Source organism: Dyella solisilvae, assembly GCF_003351225.1.
GTDB lineage: Bacteria > Pseudomonadota > Gammaproteobacteria > Xanthomonadales > Rhodanobacteraceae > Dyella > Dyella solisilvae.
The window spans coordinates 292421-308872 of record NZ_QQSY01000001.1 but is presented as its reverse complement, the minus strand read 5'-3'; the positions used below and the strand labels follow the sequence as shown (position 1 = coordinate 308872).

At 63.0% G+C, this 16452-nt stretch carries 15 protein-coding genes, 3 tRNA genes and 1 pseudogene; 13 read left to right on the top strand and 6 right to left on the bottom strand.

The window, feature by feature from the left end:
- From DVT68_RS01335 to DVT68_RS01315, 5 genes are all read left to right on the top strand, one after another.
- Positions 1-1032 carry an MraY family glycosyltransferase gene (locus DVT68_RS01335; RefSeq protein ID WP_114823270.1) on the top strand — a complete coding sequence of 344 codons (1032 nt, stop codon included), beginning with the start codon at positions 1-3 and terminating at the stop codon, positions 1030-1032.
- The gene (locus DVT68_RS01330; protein WP_114823269.1) at positions 1019-2914 is read left to right on the top strand and encodes a polysaccharide biosynthesis protein; all 1896 of its coding nucleotides are present in this window, start codon (positions 1019-1021) and stop codon (positions 2912-2914) included. Before DVT68_RS01335 ends, DVT68_RS01330 begins: the two co-directional genes overlap by 14 nt.
- Complete coding sequence (gene galU, locus DVT68_RS01325; RefSeq protein ID WP_114823268.1) at positions 2915-3787, top strand: UTP--glucose-1-phosphate uridylyltransferase GalU; 873 nt, start codon at positions 2915-2917, stop codon at positions 3785-3787. It begins immediately after the preceding gene.
- 228 nt (positions 3788-4015) lie between these two features.
- The gene (locus DVT68_RS01320) at positions 4016-5305 is read left to right on the top strand and encodes an NAD(P)/FAD-dependent oxidoreductase (protein WP_114824330.1); all 1290 of its coding nucleotides are present in this window, start codon (positions 4016-4018) and stop codon (positions 5303-5305) included.
- On the top strand, positions 5302-5643 hold the full coding sequence (locus tag DVT68_RS01315; protein WP_114823267.1) for a tRNA-binding protein: 342 nt from the start codon (positions 5302-5304) through the stop codon (positions 5641-5643). The genes DVT68_RS01320 and DVT68_RS01315 overlap by 4 nt, the downstream gene beginning before the upstream one ends.
- Here DVT68_RS01315 and DVT68_RS01310 read toward each other — a convergent pair whose 3' ends face one another.
- Positions 5644-6924 (bottom strand): MFS transporter, encoded by a 1281-nt coding sequence (locus DVT68_RS01310; RefSeq protein ID WP_114824329.1) that lies wholly within the window; start codon positions 6922-6924, stop codon positions 5644-5646.
- A gap of 72 nt (positions 6925-6996) precedes the next feature.
- Between DVT68_RS01310 and DVT68_RS01305 the strand changes: the two genes are divergently transcribed.
- Positions 6997-7608, top strand: a complete 612-nt coding sequence (locus DVT68_RS01305; protein WP_114823266.1) for a TetR/AcrR family transcriptional regulator — start codon at positions 6997-6999, stop codon at positions 7606-7608.
- Between the two features lie 7 nt (positions 7609-7615).
- Here the strand turns inward: DVT68_RS01305 and DVT68_RS01300 are convergent, their stop codons facing one another.
- Together DVT68_RS01300 and DVT68_RS01295 are read right to left on the bottom strand one after the other, a co-directional pair.
- Positions 7616-8563, bottom strand: a complete 948-nt coding sequence (locus DVT68_RS01300) for an MBL fold metallo-hydrolase (RefSeq protein WP_114823265.1) — start codon at positions 8561-8563, stop codon at positions 7616-7618.
- A gap of 117 nt (positions 8564-8680) precedes the next feature.
- Positions 8681-9382 (bottom strand): pirin family protein, encoded by a 702-nt coding sequence (locus DVT68_RS01295; protein WP_114823264.1) that lies wholly within the window; start codon positions 9380-9382, stop codon positions 8681-8683.
- Positions 9383-9637: 255 nt separating this feature from the next.
- On the opposite strand from DVT68_RS01295, the gene DVT68_RS01290 reads away from it, so the two are divergent.
- The 4 genes from DVT68_RS01290 to DVT68_RS01275 all read left to right on the top strand — a co-directional run bounded on the left by DVT68_RS01290 (position 9638) and on the right by DVT68_RS01275 (position 11473).
- Positions 9638-9713, top strand: a tRNA-Gly gene (locus DVT68_RS01290).
- 83 nt (positions 9714-9796) lie between these two features.
- Positions 9797-9870: transfer RNA gene (locus tag DVT68_RS01285), tRNA-Cys, on the top strand.
- Between the two features lie 114 nt (positions 9871-9984).
- Positions 9985-10071 (top strand) — tRNA-Leu (locus DVT68_RS01280).
- Between the two features lie 184 nt (positions 10072-10255).
- Entirely contained in the window at positions 10256-11473 is a 1218-nt protein-coding gene (locus DVT68_RS01275) for a tyrosine-type recombinase/integrase (protein ID WP_114823263.1), read from the top strand.
- Between the two features lie 663 nt (positions 11474-12136).
- Here the strand turns inward: DVT68_RS01275 and DVT68_RS20850 are convergent.
- Positions 12137-12343 (bottom strand): annotated as a pseudogene (locus DVT68_RS20850) (surface-adhesin E family protein); the annotation flags it as partial.
- A 546-nt stretch (positions 12344-12889) separates the two neighbouring features.
- Between DVT68_RS20850 and DVT68_RS01270 the strand changes: the two are divergent.
- Positions 12890-13099 (top strand): helix-turn-helix transcriptional regulator, encoded by a 210-nt coding sequence (locus DVT68_RS01270; RefSeq protein ID WP_114823262.1) that lies wholly within the window; start codon positions 12890-12892, stop codon positions 13097-13099.
- A gap of 329 nt (positions 13100-13428) precedes the next feature.
- On the top strand, positions 13429-13854 hold the full coding sequence (locus tag DVT68_RS01265; protein WP_147281654.1) for a hypothetical protein: 426 nt from the start codon (positions 13429-13431) through the stop codon (positions 13852-13854).
- 633 nt (positions 13855-14487) lie between these two features.
- Here the strand turns inward: DVT68_RS01265 and DVT68_RS01260 are convergent.
- Positions 14488-14889 (bottom strand): hypothetical protein, encoded by a 402-nt coding sequence (locus DVT68_RS01260; protein WP_114823260.1) that lies wholly within the window; start codon positions 14887-14889, stop codon positions 14488-14490.
- Here DVT68_RS01260 and DVT68_RS01255 point away from each other — a divergent pair.
- Entirely contained in the window at positions 14888-16108 is a 1221-nt protein-coding gene (locus tag DVT68_RS01255; protein ID WP_114823259.1) for an acyltransferase family protein, read from the top strand. The two genes, DVT68_RS01260 and DVT68_RS01255, sit on opposite strands and share 2 nt — an antisense overlap.
- On the opposite strand, the gene DVT68_RS01250 is transcribed toward DVT68_RS01255, so the two are convergent.
- A complete protein-coding gene (locus tag DVT68_RS01250; RefSeq protein ID WP_114823258.1) occupies positions 16105-16386 on the bottom strand; it encodes a hypothetical protein in 282 nt (93 codons plus the stop codon). The genes DVT68_RS01255 and DVT68_RS01250 overlap by 4 nt on opposite strands.
- Positions 16387-16452: the final 66 nt, after the last annotated feature.

Genomic DNA, 16452 nt, shown 5'->3' with positions numbered 1-16452 from the left:
ATGAGTCCTGCTTGGCTGGCGTTAGGGATGGTGCTGGCTTCGTGGTTGGTTGCCGTGGCCGTGGTGCGAGGTGCGATCGGCTACGCCCATCAGCGCGGCATGATGGACCTGCCAGGGCAGCGGCGTTCGCACACCATTCCCACTCCCCGTGGCGGCGGCATCGGCATCGTCGTGGCGGTGCTGCTCACGCTGCCGGCCAGCCTGTGCATGCTGCCGCAGCCGTGGCCGCTGGCGGTCGCCGCGGCGGTCGCGGTAGCCACGGTGCTGGTCGCTGCGGTCGGTTGGTGGGACGACCATCGTTCCCTGCCGGTGCTGCCTCGCCTGGGTATTCAGTTGCTGTCGGCGACCCTGTTTGCGGTTGCCCTCACTGTCACCGGCATGGCCTGGTGGTGGCTGCCGCTGCTGGTGCTGGCAGGCGCCTGGAGCATCAACCTGCACAACTTCATGGACGGCATCGATGGCCTGCTGGCGCAGCAGGTGATGTTCGTCGGCGCCGGGCTGGGCCTGCTGGCCTGGGTCGTCGCCCAGCCCGCGCTGGCTGCCGCCGGTATCTGCCTTGCCGCAGCGGCCGCGGGTTTCTGGCTGTACAACCGGCCGCGAGCACGCATCTTCATGGGCGACGTGGGCAGCGGCGCCATGGGGCTGCTGCTGTTCGTGCTTACCGCCCTGTTGTGGCGGGTGGATTGGCGCCTGTTGTGGCCGGCGCTGATCCTCAGTTCATCTTTTGTAGCAGACGCCAGTCTTACCCTCCTTGGGCGAATGGCCGGTGGTCGTCGTTGGTACACTGCGCACCGCGAACACCTATACCAGTGGTTGGTTCGCAGTGGTTTCACGCACGCAACCGGGGGAGCGTGCTATCTGGTCTGGAATCTGTTGGTGGCAGCCCCGTTGGCTGCGCTCGCATGGACCAGGCCGGCATGGTCGATACCGTTGTTCTTCGGTACCTACCTGATAGCGACCGCCGTATGGATACTGATGAAGCGCCGTTGCATCTGGCGCGTAAAGCACAAGGGCCGTCATGTCGCTTCGTAAATTGATCGGTGTCATCCATCCGCGCACGGCCGTGGTATTGCACGACCTGTCGATGGCGGCGCTGGCCTGGTGGGTGGCCAAGGCCTTGCGTTACGCCTTGATCGACAATGCCTCGATCAACTTCCACACCCTGGAATTCCCGCTGGTGCTGCTGGTGCAGGGCGCGGTGCTCAGCTGGACCGGCCTCTACAAGGGCGTGTGGCGTTTCGCCAGCCTGCCGGACCTTTGGAACATCCTTCGCGCAGCGGTGCTTGGCGCACTGGCCATCGCCGCGGCCCTGATGCTCTACAACCGCCTGGAGGACGTGCCACGTTCGGTGCTGCTGCTGTACCCCGTGGTGCTGGCCGTACTGCTCGGCGCGCCACGCCTGGCCTACCGTTTCTGGAAGGACAGCCGGCTGGACCTGTTCCAGGCCAAGCCGATGCAGCGCGTCTTGATCGTCGGCGCCGACCGCGCTGGCGAGGCACTATCGCGAGATCTGAATCGCGACAATGGCTACACCGTGGTGGGCTTTGTCGACGACAAGGAGAGCCTGCGCGGCGCCAGCATCAATGGGCGTCCCGTGATTGGCCGCATCGAGCAGATCCCTGAGCTGTCCCGCGAAGTGGCCGCGCAGATGCTGCTGATCGCCATGCCCGGCGCCTCCACCCAGGAGATGCGCCGCGTGGTGGAGCTGTGCGACCAGAGCGGTCTGCCTTACCGCACCGTGCCGAAGCTCGAGGACGTGGTTTCCGGCCGCGCCCAGTTCAACGAGATCAAGGAAGTGGCGATCGAAGACCTGCTCGGTCGCGACACGGTGGAACTGGACTGGACGGCTATTCGTGTGACCCTCACCGGGCGCCGCGTGCTGGTCACCGGTGGCGGTGGTTCGATCGGCTCGGAGCTGTGCCGCCAGGTGGCGCGCCTGGGCGCGCAGGCGCTGTGCGTGGTCGACAATTGCGAGTTCAATCTGTATCGGATTTCCCAGGAGCTGCGCGCGGAGTATCCGGAGCTGATCTACGAGGCCATCCTCGCCGACTGCGGCGACCCGGCGGCGATGCGCAAGCTGTTCGGCGAGTACAAACCGCAGGTGGTGTTCCACGCCGCCGCCTACAAGCACGTGCCGATGCTGCAAGGGCAACTGCGGGCTGCCTTCCGCAACAATGTGCTGGCCACGCGCAACGTCGCGGACCTGGCCGATCGCCATGGGGTGGAGGGCTTCGTGCTCATCTCCACCGACAAGGCGGTCAACCCCACCAGCGTGATGGGCGCCTGCAAGCGCATCGCTGAGATCTGGTGCCAGAACCTCAACGAGCGTTCGAGCACGCACTTCATCACGGTGCGGTTCGGCAACGTGCTCGATTCGGCTGGCTCGGTGGTGCCTTTGTTCCGCCAGCAGATCCGCAACGGCGGCCCGGTGACCATCACGCACCCGGAAATCTCCCGTTACTTCATGACCATTCCCGAGGCTTGCCAGCTGATCCTGCAGGCTGCGAGCATCGGCAGGGGCGGCGAGATTTTCGCGCTGGACATGGGTGAGCCGGTGAAGATCCGCGACTTGGCCGAGCAGATGATCCGCCTGGCCGGACGCAAGCCGGGCACCGAGATTCCCATCGTGTACACCGGCTTGCGCCCCGGCGAAAAGTTGTTCGAAGAGCTGTTCCACCCGCTGGAGAACTACATCGAAACGACGCACGCGAAGATCTTCCTCGCGCAGTATCGTCCGGTGAAGTGGGATCAGCTTAATGCGCAGTTGGCAAAAGCGGCGGACGCCGTGGTCGCCTATGACGAGGATGCGTTGCGGCAGTGCGTGTCCCATCTGTTGCCCTCGTTCCGTTGGACCGAGACGCCGCAGCCGGGCAACGTGGTGGCGTTGCGCCGCAGTGAATCAGGAGAGAAGTAAGTGAGCAAGCCGTTGCGCAAAGTGGTATTCCCCGTGGCCGGCCTGGGCACGCGCTTTCTGCCGGCCACCAAGGTGGTCGCCAAGGAGATGCTGCCGGTGCTGGATCGTCCGTTGATTCAGTACGCCGTCGACGAGGCGGTGGACGCGGGCGCCGACACGCTGGTGTTCGTGACCAACCGTTACAAGCACGCCATCGCCGACTATTTCGACAAGGCCTACGAGCTGGAAGCCAAGCTGCACGAAAAGGGCAAGGACGAGCTCCTGGCACTGGTGCAGGGCACTCTGCCCAAGCATGTGCGCGCGATCTTCGTGACGCAGCCCGAGGCGCTGGGCTTGGGCCATGCAGTACTGTGCGCCAAGCCGGTGGTGGGCGACGAGCCGTTCGGTGTGGTGCTGCCGGACGACCTGATCTGGAACCAGGGCAAGGGCGCCTTGCGCCAGATGGCCGAGCTGGGTCAGGTGCAGGACGCCGGCGTGATCGCCGTGGAGGAAGTGCCGCAGAACGAGACCGACAAGTACGGCATCGTGGACGCGACTCCGGTCGACGATCGCAGCGCGCGGATCCGCCACATGGTGGAGAAGCCCAAGCCGGCCGATGCGCCCTCCAACCTTGCCGTGGTGGGCCGCTACGTGCTGCCCGGCCGCATCTTCGAACTGCTGGAGAAGACCACGCCGGGCGCCGGTGGCGAAATCCAGCTGACCGACGCCATCGAAGCTTTGCTCAAGGAGCAGGGCAAGGTGCTGGCGTACCGCTTCGAGGGCACCCGCTTCGACTGCGGCAACAAGGCTGGCCTGGTGCGCGCCACCATGCACATGGCCATGCAAGACCCCAAGCTCGCGCCGGTGGTGCGCGAGTTCGTCACGGCGCTCTGACGTCGTGCGTGGTCACCGGCCCTTGAGGGCCGGTGAGCATTGCCCGCTAACAAAGGCCGCTACGCCAGCCAGCATCCGGCGCCATGCCCGAGCTGACGGCCCGCCAGGAATCGGGTGGCCTCCAAGTCGCGCAAGGGTGACGGGCGTGACGTCCCGGCAGCAGACACCATCTGGAAAATGACTTAGCGTTGCAGGTTCCTGTTGCTGATCACGGGCCTGTGCTGCGCCATGCGTCCACCGAACCACAGCTCCTATTACCGCGCCACGGCCACGCCTTATGCGCCGTACGCGCCGCTGCAGGAGCGCATCCACGCCAAGGTCGCCATCATCGGTGGCGGCTTCGCCGGACTGAACACAGCCTTGGGGCTGGCCGAGCGGGGCGTTCGTGATGTCGTCTTGCTGGAAAAGGAACAGATCGGCTTTGGCGCCTCCGGTCGCAATGGCGGCTTCGTGTTTGGCGGCTATTCGCTGGGTGAGCAGTCGTTGCTCGACCAGCGTGGCGAGGCCAACGCACGCACGTTGTTCGGCTACACCACTGATGCGGTGGAGCGTATTCGCCACCGGGCATCGCGTTACGCCATCCCCTGCGATGTCGTCGACGAGGGCGTGATCTGGGCCAACTGGTTCCGTGACCCGGCCGTGCTGCGCCAACGGCAGGAGCTGTTGTCGAGCCGGTATGGCGTGTCCTGGGAGTGGATGCCGCGGGATCAGCTACGCGAACGCATTCACACCACGCGCTATTACGACGGCTTGTACGAACGCAATGCGCTGCACCTGCACCCGCTCAACTTCGCCATCGGCCTGGCGGGCGCTGCCGCTGAACAGGGCGTACGGATCCATGAGAACACCGACGCGTGGCAGCTACGCCGCGATGGCGCGCAATGGCGCGTGGAAACCGCGCAGGGCGCGGTCACTGCGGAACAGGTGGTGCTGGCCTGCGGCGGTTACCTGGCGGGACTGCGCCGTCAGGTGGATCGGGCGATCCTGCCCATCGCGACCTACGTCATGGTCACCGAGCCTCTCGGCGACCGCCTGGTCGACTGCCTGGAAACGCGCTCGGCGGTGTATGACTCGCGCTTTGCGTTCGATTACTACCGGCCGCTGTCGGACACCCGCCTGCTGTGGGGTGGCCGCATCTCGGTGCGCAATCGCTCTCCCGCAGCGGTGCAGCGCGTACTCATGCAAGACCTGATGAAGGTGTTTCCCCAGCTCAAGGGCGTGCGCGTGGATTACGCCTGGTCTGGCCTGATGAGCTACGCACGCCACCAAATGCCGCAGATCGGCAGCAGCGGCGACGGCCTGTGGTGGGCACAGGCGTTTGGCGGACACGGCCTGGCGCCAACCTGCGCCGCGGGTGAGTTGTTGGCGTCTGCGCTGGCCGAAGGGGACGATCGCTGGAAGCAGTTTGCCGACTACGGCCTGAGCCGCACCTGGCGGCCGTTCGGCTACCTCGGCGCGCAGTCGAGCTACTGGTGGCAGCAGGGCAAGGACTGGTTCAAGACGAGGTTGGAAGGATGAGCGAGAGCAGCGAGATCAGCTGGGCCGATTTCGAGAAGGTGTTGATCGTGGCGGGCACGGTGACGCGGGTGGAGGCGTTTCCCGAAGCACGCAAGCCGGCCTGGAAGGTGTGGGCGGACTTCGGTCCCTACGGCGAGAAGAAGACCAGCGCACAGGTCGTTCACTTGTACAGCGCGGAGGATCTGCTCGGGCGCCAGATTGTCGGCGTGATCAACTTTCCGGAGAAGCAGATCGGGCCGTTCCGCTCGCAGTTCCTGCTCACCGGGTTCCCGACGGAAGAGGGCGTCGTGCTCACCGCCATCGAGCGCCGGGTGCCGAACGGTACGCGGCTGGCCTGATCACGCGGTGGCGAGCGCCGGCTGCGATGGCGTGCGCGTGTGGCGGCGGATCATCAAGGCCAGCGCGCCGGCGATCAGCCCGCTGGCGCCAGCCACGACAAACGGCTGCAGATAGCTGCCACCCTGCGTACGTAGCGCGCCGGCCATGAAGGCCGCGCTTGCGGCGCCGATCTGGTGACCTGCCGCCACCCAGCCGAACACCACGGGGGCATCGCGATCTCCGAATGCCTCCGCCGCCAGCCGCAGCGTGGGCGGCACGGTCGCAATCCAGTCCAGCCCGTAGAACACCCCGAACAGGGACAAGCTGGCAAATGAGAAATCTGAGTAGGGCAGCCAGATGAGCGAGAGTCCGCGCAGGCTGTAGTAGACGAACAAGAGCTTGCGCGGATCGTAGCGGTCGGTCAGCCATCCCGACAGCGTGGTGCCCACCAGATCGAACGCGCCCATCATCGCCAGCAGGCTGGCGGCGCGCACCTCGGGAATGCCGTGATCGCCGCACATCGCGATGAAGTGGGTGCCGATCAGGCCATTGGTGGTGAAGCCGCAGATGAAGAACGTGGCGAACAGGAACCAGAACGTGCGCTGCCGGCTGGCGGTCGCAAGCGTGCCCAGCGCAATGGCGATGAGGTTGCGCCGTGGCGCGTCGATGGCCACGTCCTCGGTGGCGCCGTAGGGACGCAGCCCGATGTCGGCCGGGCGCTCGGGCAACAACCACCAGACGAGCGGTATGAGAACCGCGCATGCCGTGGCCACGGTCCACACCACCGGTCGCCAGCCGCCGTGCTCGGCGATGGCGGCCAGCGCCGGAAGGAAAGCCAGCGTTCCCGTGGCAGTGCTGGCGGTCAGAAGGCCCATCATCAGGCCACGGTGAGCGACGAACCAGCGGTTGACCACTGTCGCCCCCAGCACGATCGCCACGCAGCCCGAGCCTATCCCCGAGAACACCCCCCAACTGAGCATCAGTTGCCAGGGCTGGGTCATCCACGCGCTGGAGGCGATCGAGGCGGCCATGAGGGCCAGCGCCCCGATCAGCGTGCGTCGGATGCCTACGGCTTGCATCAGCGCAGCGGCGAACGGACCGACCATGCCGTACAGGAAGATGCCAAGCGCGGCGGACAACGAGATGGTGTCGCGGCTCCAGCCGAACGCCTTGCCCAGCGGGAGGATCAGCACGCCTGGCGCGGCGCGCACGCCGGCGGCGGCGAGCAGCGCGAGGAAGATCACGCCGGCAACGACAAAGGCGTACTTCTGGCCGAATGGGCGGGTGCGCGATATAGTCATGTTACCGATCGGTACGGTTGGCGGGCTGATCATACGTACCGATCGGTAACATCGTCAACTGCCAATCTCGACATGCCGAGCAAACGCCCATCGCCGTCTCCCGCGCCCGACGCCACCGAGGACAAGCCCCGGGCGGCCGAGCGTATCCGCCGTACTGCGCGCGAGCTGTTCTACCGCGAGGGCATTCGCGCGATCGGCGTGGAGGAAATCGTCAGCCAGGCAGGGGTGACCAAACCCAGTCTCTACCGCAGCTACGCGTCGAAGGACGAATTGGCGGCGGAGTACCTGCGCGACTACGAAGCGGCGTTCTGGGAGGTGTTCGAGGCTGGCGCGCAGGTTCATCCCGGCGATGCGCGCGCACAGCTGATGGCCTACTTCGAAGGCTTGGCCCAGCGCGCCACCCAGTCCGGCTATCGCGGCTGCGGCCTGACCAATGCGGTGGTCGAGTATCCAGGTGACGAGCATCCTGCGCGCCGGGTGGCGCTCACGCACAAGCGCAAGCTGCGAGCGCGTCTGGTGGACCTGTCGGCTGCGATGGGAGCGAGGCAACCTGCGCAACTCGCTGACGGTTTGTTGCTGCTGCTCGAAGGCGCCTACGCCTCGGGCCAACTCTTCGGGCGCGGTGGCCCGGCTGCATCGCTGGTCACCGTGGCCGAACAGCTCATCGACGCCTCCCTGCGCTGAGCCGGCTTCAGGACGCGCGCTTGCGCGCGCCGTCCAGCCACACGCCCAACCCTTGCGCGTTGAGTTCGATATCCATGCCCAGCAGCGCCAGCGACTCTGAATCGCTTCCTTGCCAACCATGCGCGCGGGCGCGCGAGGCATAGAGCTCGGTGAGGGAGCGCTTCATCGATTCATGGCGCGCGTCGCGGTCGTCATGCGCCTGATCGGCTGATTGCGCGATCGCCACCATGGCGTCGATCTGCACGTGCAAGTCGCCGGCGAGGCGCTCGACCTCGGTCACGTGGTCGAAGTGGGTCACATAAATCGCGGTGGGCTTCAGGGCCACAAGGCGGTCGATCGAGGCATGCAGCGCGGCCGGATCGAACTGCACGGGCGACGTGGTCGGCAGGATGAAGGCGCCCTGCGCCGTGTCGAACTCGCGATAGGAGAGGCCGAAGGTATCGCCGGTAAAGCACACCTGCGCGCGTGCGTCGTAAATGCTCATGTGGTGGCGCGCGTGTCCCGGCGTGTCGATGCAACGCAATGGCCGTCCAGCCAGATCCACCACATGGCCGTCTGCCGCTTCGATCACACGTTCGGCCGGAATCGGGCGCAATCGGCCATAGGTGCTTTCCATCACGGCCTCGCCATACACGGCCGATGCGCCCGCCCACAGCTGGCTGGGATCGATCATGTGGCGCGCGCCGCGTGGGTGCACGACGAGGCGCGCGTTCGGCAACTGCGCGATCAATTCACCAGCGCCACCGGCGTGGTCCAGATGCACATGCGTGAGGATCAGCCAGTCGACATCGGCCGGTGACAGTCCAGCGTCGCGAAGCGCGTCGAGCATGCGAGGCGCGGCGAAATTCGTGCCGCAGTCGATGAACGCGCCGCGACCCTGTTCAACCAGCAGGTAGGCCGCGTCAAAGCGTGGCCGCACGAATCCCGTATCGATGGTGTGGATGCCGTGACTCATCGCCCAACCTGTGCCGGATGCATTCGTTGAGGTTAGCAAGGCGCTCGTTAAGGGGCATCCCCACCTTGGTCGAGTGCCGAGCGATCGTGCGCTGCTCGACACTCATGGCGACATTGCTCAGGGCGAGGCGTCGACCAGCACGAGCTCGGCATCCTCGAGCGCCGTCACGCTGATGCTGGACTCATTGCGGATGGCCGCGCCGTCGCGTTCGTCCAGGGTCATGCCGTTTACCGCCACCTTTCCCTTGGACGGCACCAGGTAGGCGAAGCGATGCTCACCGAAGCTGTACTCGGCCGTCTCACCCTTCTTCAGGGTGGCGCCAAGGACGCGTGCATCGGTGCGCAGCGGCAGCGCATCGGTGTCGTCCTTGAACCCGCTGGCCAGCGCCACAAAGCGGCCAGAACGGTCGCCCACCGGAAACGGCTTGGTGCCCCAGGACGGCGGGTTGCCCTGCTGGTTGGGGATGATCCAGATCTGGAAGATGCGCGTCGTGCCCGGCTCGAGGTTGTACTCCGCGTGCGTGATGCCGGTGCCCGCGCTCATCACCTGCACATCGCCCGCGACCGTGCGGCCCTTGTTGCCCAGGTTGTCCTGGTGGGTGATGGCTCCCTCACGGACGTACGTAATGATCTCCATGTCACCGTGGGGATGCGGCGGAAAGCCCGTCTGGGACGCAATGGTGTCGTCGTTCCACACGCGCAGGGCGCCCCAACCCATGCGCGCGCCGTCGTAGTAGTTGGCGAATGAGAAATGATGCTTGGCATCGAGCCAGCCGTGGTTGGCGCCGCCAAGCGAATCGAAGGGTCGACGTTCGATCATGCTGCTCTCCTGGAAAGTGACTGGACGCCAAGATGAGGCCGGCGCACTGGTGGCGCCAGTCGTCGCACCGCGAACGGATTGTTGCCGTAGGCTTACCTTGCGAGGGTTCGCCGGGGCCTGCGACGGCCGCGTGAACCCTGCCGGTCTGAGACCGGTGAAGGCGCGGCCATCGGCATCGGCGCATCCGACAGGTGAAAAATTTCGTCCCGGGCTCTTCACAAATCCTGATGTTCTGTTACTATTTCTGACTCCGATGCGGGAATAGCTCAGTTGGTAGAGCACGACCTTGCCAAGGTCGGGGTCGCGAGTTCGAGTCTCGTTTCCCGCTCCAGTTTCCAGCAAAACCTCGGTACCCCGGGGTTTTGTTTTTTCAGCGGATCGCAGCTGCATTTAGGGTTACGATCTTCGCGCAATGGCCTGGTGGCAGAGTGGTCATGCAGCGGCCTGCAAAGCCGTGTACGCCGGTTCGATTCCGACCCAGGCCTCCATTGCGCAAATTAAAACGACCCGCCGCTGGCGGGTTTTTTTTATGGAGGCGCCTGGAGCCTGCGCGCAAGGGGCAGGGTGGCGTGCGTGCTAGCATGCAGAACCTTCCGCAATGCGCCCGGATGGCGAAACTGGTAGACGCAAGGGACTTAAAATCCCTCAGCCGCAAGGCTATGCGGGTTCGATCCCCGCTCCGGGCACCATATGGGCATCCCGCCCCCTCGCAAGGCCTCCCCTCCGTACAACGCAAAGCCCCTAATTCAGGGTATTTCGGGCGATCCTTCGTCTCGTGACGTCCCGCGACGACCCAAGGCAGCGCATCAAACATGTGAGTAACTTTGGGAGTAACATATGCCCACGGTCTAACACGCCAGGGGAGTTACTCACATGCTCACCGATGCCAAACTTCGGGCCTTGAAGCCGCGTGCTGCGCTCTATCGAGTGGCGGACAGTGACGGTCTAGCCGTCGAAGTGCCCGTGTCTGGAGCCCTCCGCTGGCGCTACCGCTATCGCTTCGCAGGGAAGGCTAAGATGCTCAGTCTTGGCACGTATCCAACAGTCACCTTGGCCCAAGCACGCCTTCGTCGTGATGCGGCGCGTGCGCAGCTGGCGCAAGGCATCGATCCGAGCGCTCACAAGCAGGCAGCCAAAGAGTCTCAGGTAAGAGCGCAAATGCCTGTGCGGACCTTCCGGCAAGTTGCCAATGTCTGGCTGAGCCGCCAGCACGTTGCGGAGGTCACCGCGAATAAGGCTCGGTGGATTTTCGATAGATTCCTGTTTCCCGACCTGGGCGAGCGCCCCGTCAATGACATTGGTTCCCGGGAGCTACTGGATACCCTCCGCAAGACGGAAGAAAGGGGACTGCTGGACTCCGCTAATCGGGCGAAGATCAAGGCGGGTCAGGTCTTTCGATTCGCCATGCTTGAGGGCTGGGCCGAAGGTGACCCGACCGCGAGCCTGCGGGGAGCCCTGAAGACCCCCAAGGTCAAACACAATGCCGCCATCGTGGACCCGTTGAAGGTTGGCGAGCTGCTTCGGGCTATCGAGGGATTCTCGGGCCAGTTCGTCACCCTGTGTGCCCTGAAGCTGGCCCCGCTGGTGTTTGTGCGGCCTGGTGAGCTTAGGCAAGCCCAATGGTCAGAGTTCGACCTGGAAGGGGCTATTTGGCGCATACCAGCCACCCGCATGAAGATGAAGGCGGCTCACCTCGTGCCCCTGTCGGAGCAGGCAGTGGCCATCCTGAGCGAACTACATGCCATGACGGGGCAGGGTGATTTCGTATTCCCTGGGCTACGTTCGGCTAGCCGTCCCATGTCGGAGAACACTGTCAACGCCGCCTTGCGTCGCCTGGGCTACAGCAGCGATGAGATGACCGGCCACGGCTTCCGCAGTCTGGCAGCAACCCGGCTCAACGAGATGGGTTGGAACGCAGACGCCATCGAGCGCCAGCTTGCTCACGCGGAATCAAACAAGGTCCGGGAGGCATACACCCATGCCGCGCAGTATCTGGATGAGCGCAAGCGGATGATGCAGGCGTGGGCAGACTATCTGGACGGACTGAGATCAGGGGCGAAAGTCATCGCCATCCATCGCAAGGAAGCCTAGTTGCGTGATGCAGCGGGGGACTGGGAATCGGGTTCGTGGGCGCACTTCGGCACCGTACCGAGAGCAATTCCGGCGCTGAACGCCCTGTTGGTGTTGGCCGGCGGACTCGTGCTCTGCCGTAGGCTGATGCCGTGCATGCGTATTGGAAAAGGAGGGTATGATGAAAAGGTCGATCTTTCCACTCTTTGTCGGATCCCTGTTGCTCTGTGCTAGCGCGACGGCTGCTCCATTTTGCGCAGTCTTTGCTACCGGAAAGCAGTGCTATTACTACACCTATGAAGCCTGTCTCCAAGCAGTAGGGGCGCAGGGGGCTTGCGTTCCAAACCAAGAGCAGTCGTCTGTTTCGGGCAATGCACCATTCTGTGTCGTTGGTTCAGCCGGCACGCAGTGCTTCTATTACGACGCGCAGTCCTGTCGCCAGGCCGCGTCCGCTTCGGGTGGAATGTGCGCCGTTAATCAAAATGGTGGATAGGCTCGACGTTGGATTCGGGGCGTCGGAGCGAATGTGCTGGCGCTGGTTGACGCCCGCAGCATTGGGACGGCCTCAGGGAAGCTGAAGGTTGGGGCGTGAGTAACGAAGGCTGTAGAGCGATTGAGACGCCAAAAGATCGAGCTCACGAAGGAGAGGTGGCCTGTGGAGCTCTCTATCGCCAAGCCCCCGGCTTAGCTCAGGTGTGTGCAGGCATATATCCGCATTTGCTCGGCGACTGTTCCGGGACTGCGCGGCAAGTTCAAATGCAATTTAGTCGACTTCCGAAGTAGCTTCCCCGATGCTTGCGGCCCTGTGTAGTACAAGATGCTATCGATCACCGCATCATCGACATAGCAATGGTAAGTGATATGAAACACCATTGATTGCACACTATCGCCGTTTGGATACGTACGGCCATCCGAATGCCGGGCACCTTCCCCGGCTGGCGCGGCAGTCTAGATGGCCAGATCTCATCAGATTCTTCCCATACTGTCCCCTGCCGTCGCATGCTTTGCTACGTGGCTGCCAATGCGGCAAAACCACTTTACATCGCAAAGCACCGGTATCAGCATTCGCGCTGTGGGACACCTTGGGGCGCAATTGGCGACTTCGGGTGTCCTTCTATCGTGCGGGATCGCCGATAGAGGTAACCCCTGCCTAGTAGGAAATACCTGGGCACGAAGCGTGGCGGCTCGTAACTGGGGTTGCAATGACATTGGCAACGCGAGCGGGGCTGTAACTCCGATCTAAGTAACATTCGTCTTTGGGTCACTGGGAGGTTGACTCATTGGCGGCTCCGCAAGCTTGCCCTCGCCAAGAGAGCAACGGACCAACATGACCTCCCACAATTTGGCTTCTTCACCGCTTGCGAGCGGAAATCGTGCCGACCTGCACGATCGATTGGTTTTGTCTCAAGAATTCTCATTTCGCGATGGAGATGAGCAATGACCCGGCCCTCCGACTTCCGTTTTGTTCGTCTTGCAGAAGTCTGTCGCACTGCAGGGCTGTCACGTTCGCAGATTTATCGGCTAGAGGCTGCTGGGCAGTTTCCCAAGCGCGTGAAGCTTGGGCAGTCCGCGTCGGCCTGGATCGAATCTGAAGTTCTCCAATGGTGTGCTGATCGCATCGCTGCCTCCCGCGAGGTGGCGGCATGAGCACGCTCAAACTGACTGGCTGCCGCTGTCAGTGCTGCGCCTGCGGTGAGTACTTCGGAAACGTCGTGGTCTTCGACCGCCACAGGGTAGGGCAACACGGCATTGACCGCCGTTGTCTGTCCCGGCTGGAGATGTCGGCTCTTGGGTGGGTTCAGAACAACCGAGGGTTCTGGATCAGAAGGGCTCTGGAAGGTGGTCCCGCTGAGCTAGACGCTGGCTCGAATCGTGCCCCCGCTACCACCCTACAGGGGGCATGAGCGATGGCCTCAACTCTTCAGCGGGCCAAGGGCCGGAAGGAGACCGGGACATTCCTCCCGGTTCCTACTGACGTGCTCAAGAGTCCGAACTTCCTCGGTCTGTCGACCAAAGCGAAGGCGCTCATTCTAGATCTAGGAGCCCGATTCACCGGCTTCAACAACGGTGATCTTGCTGCCCCCTGGTCGTGGATGCAGGAGCGAGGCTGGCGCTCGAAGGACACTCTGCACAGAGCGATCAAGGAACTGCTGCATGCAGGCATGATCGAGCAAACCCGGCAAGGTGGTCTGCATGGACCCAGCCTCTATGCCTTCACCTGGCGGCCAGTTGACGAGTGCAAAGCGCATCCGGAGATCGCGCCTACCAAAGTTGCCTCCGGCAAATGGAGGCAGTCGGCTGAGATCATCCAGGTAGATGCAAAAACGCAATCGCCACCCCGCTCATCGGGCAAGTCTGCCCCGATAGTTGGGCAAGACCAGCTTAAGAGGGTCGCAAAATGAGCCTCTACCGCCCCGATAATCGGGTAAGTCTACCCCGCTCATTGGGCACCTCTAAGATATATACCAAGGGGTGTTCTCTTGGCTCTCGCTCTTCTGCTCCTGGAAGTGCTCTTTTCCTGCCTCGGCACCTCGGCGGCCATTTTGCCTGTATGGGTGACCCGCAATGAGCCGCCATCACGCACTGCCGGTAGAGGTAACCGCTGCGCTGACTGCTGCTGACCGCAAGCCCGGTTGGAACAACCGCCCACGCGAGGTGAAGCACTTCCGCTTGGGTTCCTGCCAGCTCTATGTCGTCCCATACCGTTGCTGGGCGTATCGTCGCCAAGAACTGCTGGCGGCGGAATGGCACCGAACGCGGGAGCAGGGTTGACCCGTGGGCGACGGTGGGCAGACCGTTGACCAGTGGCACTTGGTTGACCAAGCAGCCCGCGTCTAGAGGCTGCGGGCGTGGGTCACGCGTGATCGCATAGTGCGATGGAGTGCCATCCGGGCAGGGCGCAGGTCCGAATTTTTGGACATAGTAAAAGGCGACAGTCGGCCCGCCAGCTCGCCCTTTGTGAATTTTCTGACGCTATAAAAAGGAACGTAAGCGTCAGTCCCTCCGGACACCGCCTAATTAAATATCGAGAAAAATCAGGCCAAGTGAGCTTGTAGGTCGTCTAAAACAGAGGTAAGTAGGCGAAGATGTTTAGCATCTCTAAACAAGTGATGGGCATCCAACCTACGGTTGGCCTTCCGCAGAGAACGGTGGATAACGGGCGTAGCCATCTCTCTCTCACCGGGGGAGAGGCGGATTGACGGCTCTGAAGGCGGATGAGCAAGAATTTTACGGGTCTCCAGGCTGCTGACCTCGAAGCTGCTTACCTGTGACGAAATGCCGGACGGATACCAGATGACCCGCCACGCGCCGCCCTCGTGGATGACGGTGGCGAAGTGGCCAGTCGTGATGGGCTCGACCAGACGCGCGAGGTAGTGGTTGACCAGGACGCCACCCACGCTGATCTGCTCCCACTCGATGACGATGTGATCACTCATGCCGCCAGTGTACGGCGGCGGTGTCTCAGGGAATGACAAGCAGCAGGCACAAGAAGGGTATCAAAACGGTAATATCGCCACCTCAGCCACGGGCTCGACAGCCGCGCCAACAGGGATCAGGGGAATGCAAGGAACCATTCAGCCGTACTCGTACAAGTCTGTTCAGACCCTGCGAGCTGTAGCCGCCATGTCCGTAGCCCTCATGCATATCCTGTTTTTCTACGGCGACTCGATGAAGTACATCGGCGGTCCTGACCCGTGGATGTTCCACTTCTTCAACTTCAAGGGCTTCGGCGGCGTCGGTATACAGATCTTCTTCGTCATCAGCGGCTTCATCATGGCGTACCTCAATGCCATCGCGGAGACGCGTACCTTCGGCGCCTTCATGGGCCGGCGCCTCACCCGCATCGTTCCGCTCTATTGGGTGTGCACCCTGGTCTGGTCATGCATTCTGGCCGACCCGTCGTTCTACGGCGCCAGGAAGATCATCGAATCGCTGCTCTTCATTCCCAACCCAGACAACACCGCCGTGCTCGGCCCAGGCTGGTCGCTGAACTTCGAGATGATGTTCTACGCCCTTTTCGCCTTCGTCATGCTGGTTATGCGGCGCTCGGCGATCTGGATCGGCGTGGCCTTCCTGGTGATGCACATCATAGGCGAGATCACCGGGTTCTTCGTGTTCAGGCTTTTCAGCGATGCGGTGGTGACCAACTTCCTCGCCGGCATCGCCATCTTCCATATCCACCGATTGGATTGGGTCAAAAAGGAGGCCACGGCCATCTTCGTGGCCGGCGTAGCTCTTCTCCTGTCCTCCATCTACTGGCACATGCCTGACGCCTCGTTCGGAGCCAGGCAGTTCGTGCCGTGGGGTATCCCTAGCATGCTGATTGTGCTGGGGGCGGTGTCCATGGACGTCGCGAACAAGCACATGTGGCTATTCAGGAATCGGATGATGCTTGCCCTCGGCAATGCTTCCTATGCCCTGTACCTGGTGCACTCCATGTGCTTCATCGGCATCAGCATGCTGCTCCTGTACACGCTGGCCATCCAGAAGTACGTCGGTCCCGATGGCGCATGCCTGATCTATCTGGTGGTCTGCTGTGTGGTGGGGTTGGTCGTGCACCACCTGGTCGAGAAGCCGCTCAACAAGCTCGTGCGAAAGGTCACCGCAGCCATATCGGCCAAGGTGTCGCCTTCTGCGCAACCTGTGGCCGCTTAAGACAGCGCCTTGTCGCAGTGGTCCTTCTGGAACCAGTTGAGGATCTTGCACAACACGCAGCCCCAGCGGCGCCCTGCATTCCTTGCGCGCGCCGCACGGGCTGAAATGGTCGTGTTCTCTTTCCCGTTCGCGCTGACGTTGCCGAGTTCATCCACCTGGTAGGCGATCGTCCAGGCCTTAGTGGTATCGACGAACGCGAACCAGAGGTAGACCCCCAGCGCGTACAGGAAGCCGAACAGCAGGACCGGAAGCAGCGCGATCAGGGCAAGGTTCTTCATGGTCAGCCACGGTTGTCCGTGGGGTGGCTTGAACGTGTGCCGACTTCATCGTCCGCTCATTGCATG

Bases quoted from the DNA above. Each gene is read 5' to 3' on its own strand.
- DVT68_RS01335 (WP_114823270.1), top strand. From the start codon at position 1: ATGAGTCCTGCTTGGCTGGCGTTAGGGATGGTGCTGGCTTCGTGGTTG.
- DVT68_RS01330 (WP_114823269.1), top strand. From the start codon at position 1,019: ATGTCGCTTCGTAAATTGATCGGTGTCATCCATCCGCGCACGGCCGTG.
- DVT68_RS01320 (WP_114824330.1), top strand. From the start codon at position 4,016: ATGCGTCCACCGAACCACAGCTCCTATTACCGCGCCACGGCCACGCCT.
- DVT68_RS01315 (WP_114823267.1), top strand. From the start codon at position 5,302: ATGAGCGAGAGCAGCGAGATCAGCTGGGCCGATTTCGAGAAGGTGTTG.
- DVT68_RS01310 (WP_114824329.1), bottom strand. From the start codon at position 6,924: ATGACTATATCGCGCACCCGCCCATTCGGCCAGAAGTACGCCTTTGTC.
- DVT68_RS01305 (WP_114823266.1), top strand. From the start codon at position 6,997: ATGCCGAGCAAACGCCCATCGCCGTCTCCCGCGCCCGACGCCACCGAG.
- DVT68_RS01300 (WP_114823265.1), bottom strand. From the start codon at position 8,563: ATGAGTCACGGCATCCACACCATCGATACGGGATTCGTGCGGCCACGC.
- DVT68_RS01295 (WP_114823264.1), bottom strand. From the start codon at position 9,382: ATGATCGAACGTCGACCCTTCGATTCGCTTGGCGGCGCCAACCACGGC.
- DVT68_RS01275 (WP_114823263.1), top strand. From the start codon at position 10,256: ATGCTCACCGATGCCAAACTTCGGGCCTTGAAGCCGCGTGCTGCGCTC.
- DVT68_RS01270 (WP_114823262.1), top strand. From the start codon at position 12,890: ATGACCCGGCCCTCCGACTTCCGTTTTGTTCGTCTTGCAGAAGTCTGT.
- DVT68_RS01255 (WP_114823259.1), top strand. From the start codon at position 14,888: ATGCCGCCAGTGTACGGCGGCGGTGTCTCAGGGAATGACAAGCAGCAG.
- DVT68_RS01260 (WP_114823260.1), bottom strand. From the start codon at position 14,889: ATGAGTGATCACATCGTCATCGAGTGGGAGCAGATCAGCGTGGGTGGC.
- DVT68_RS01250 (WP_114823258.1), bottom strand. From the start codon at position 16,386: ATGAAGAACCTTGCCCTGATCGCGCTGCTTCCGGTCCTGCTGTTCGGC.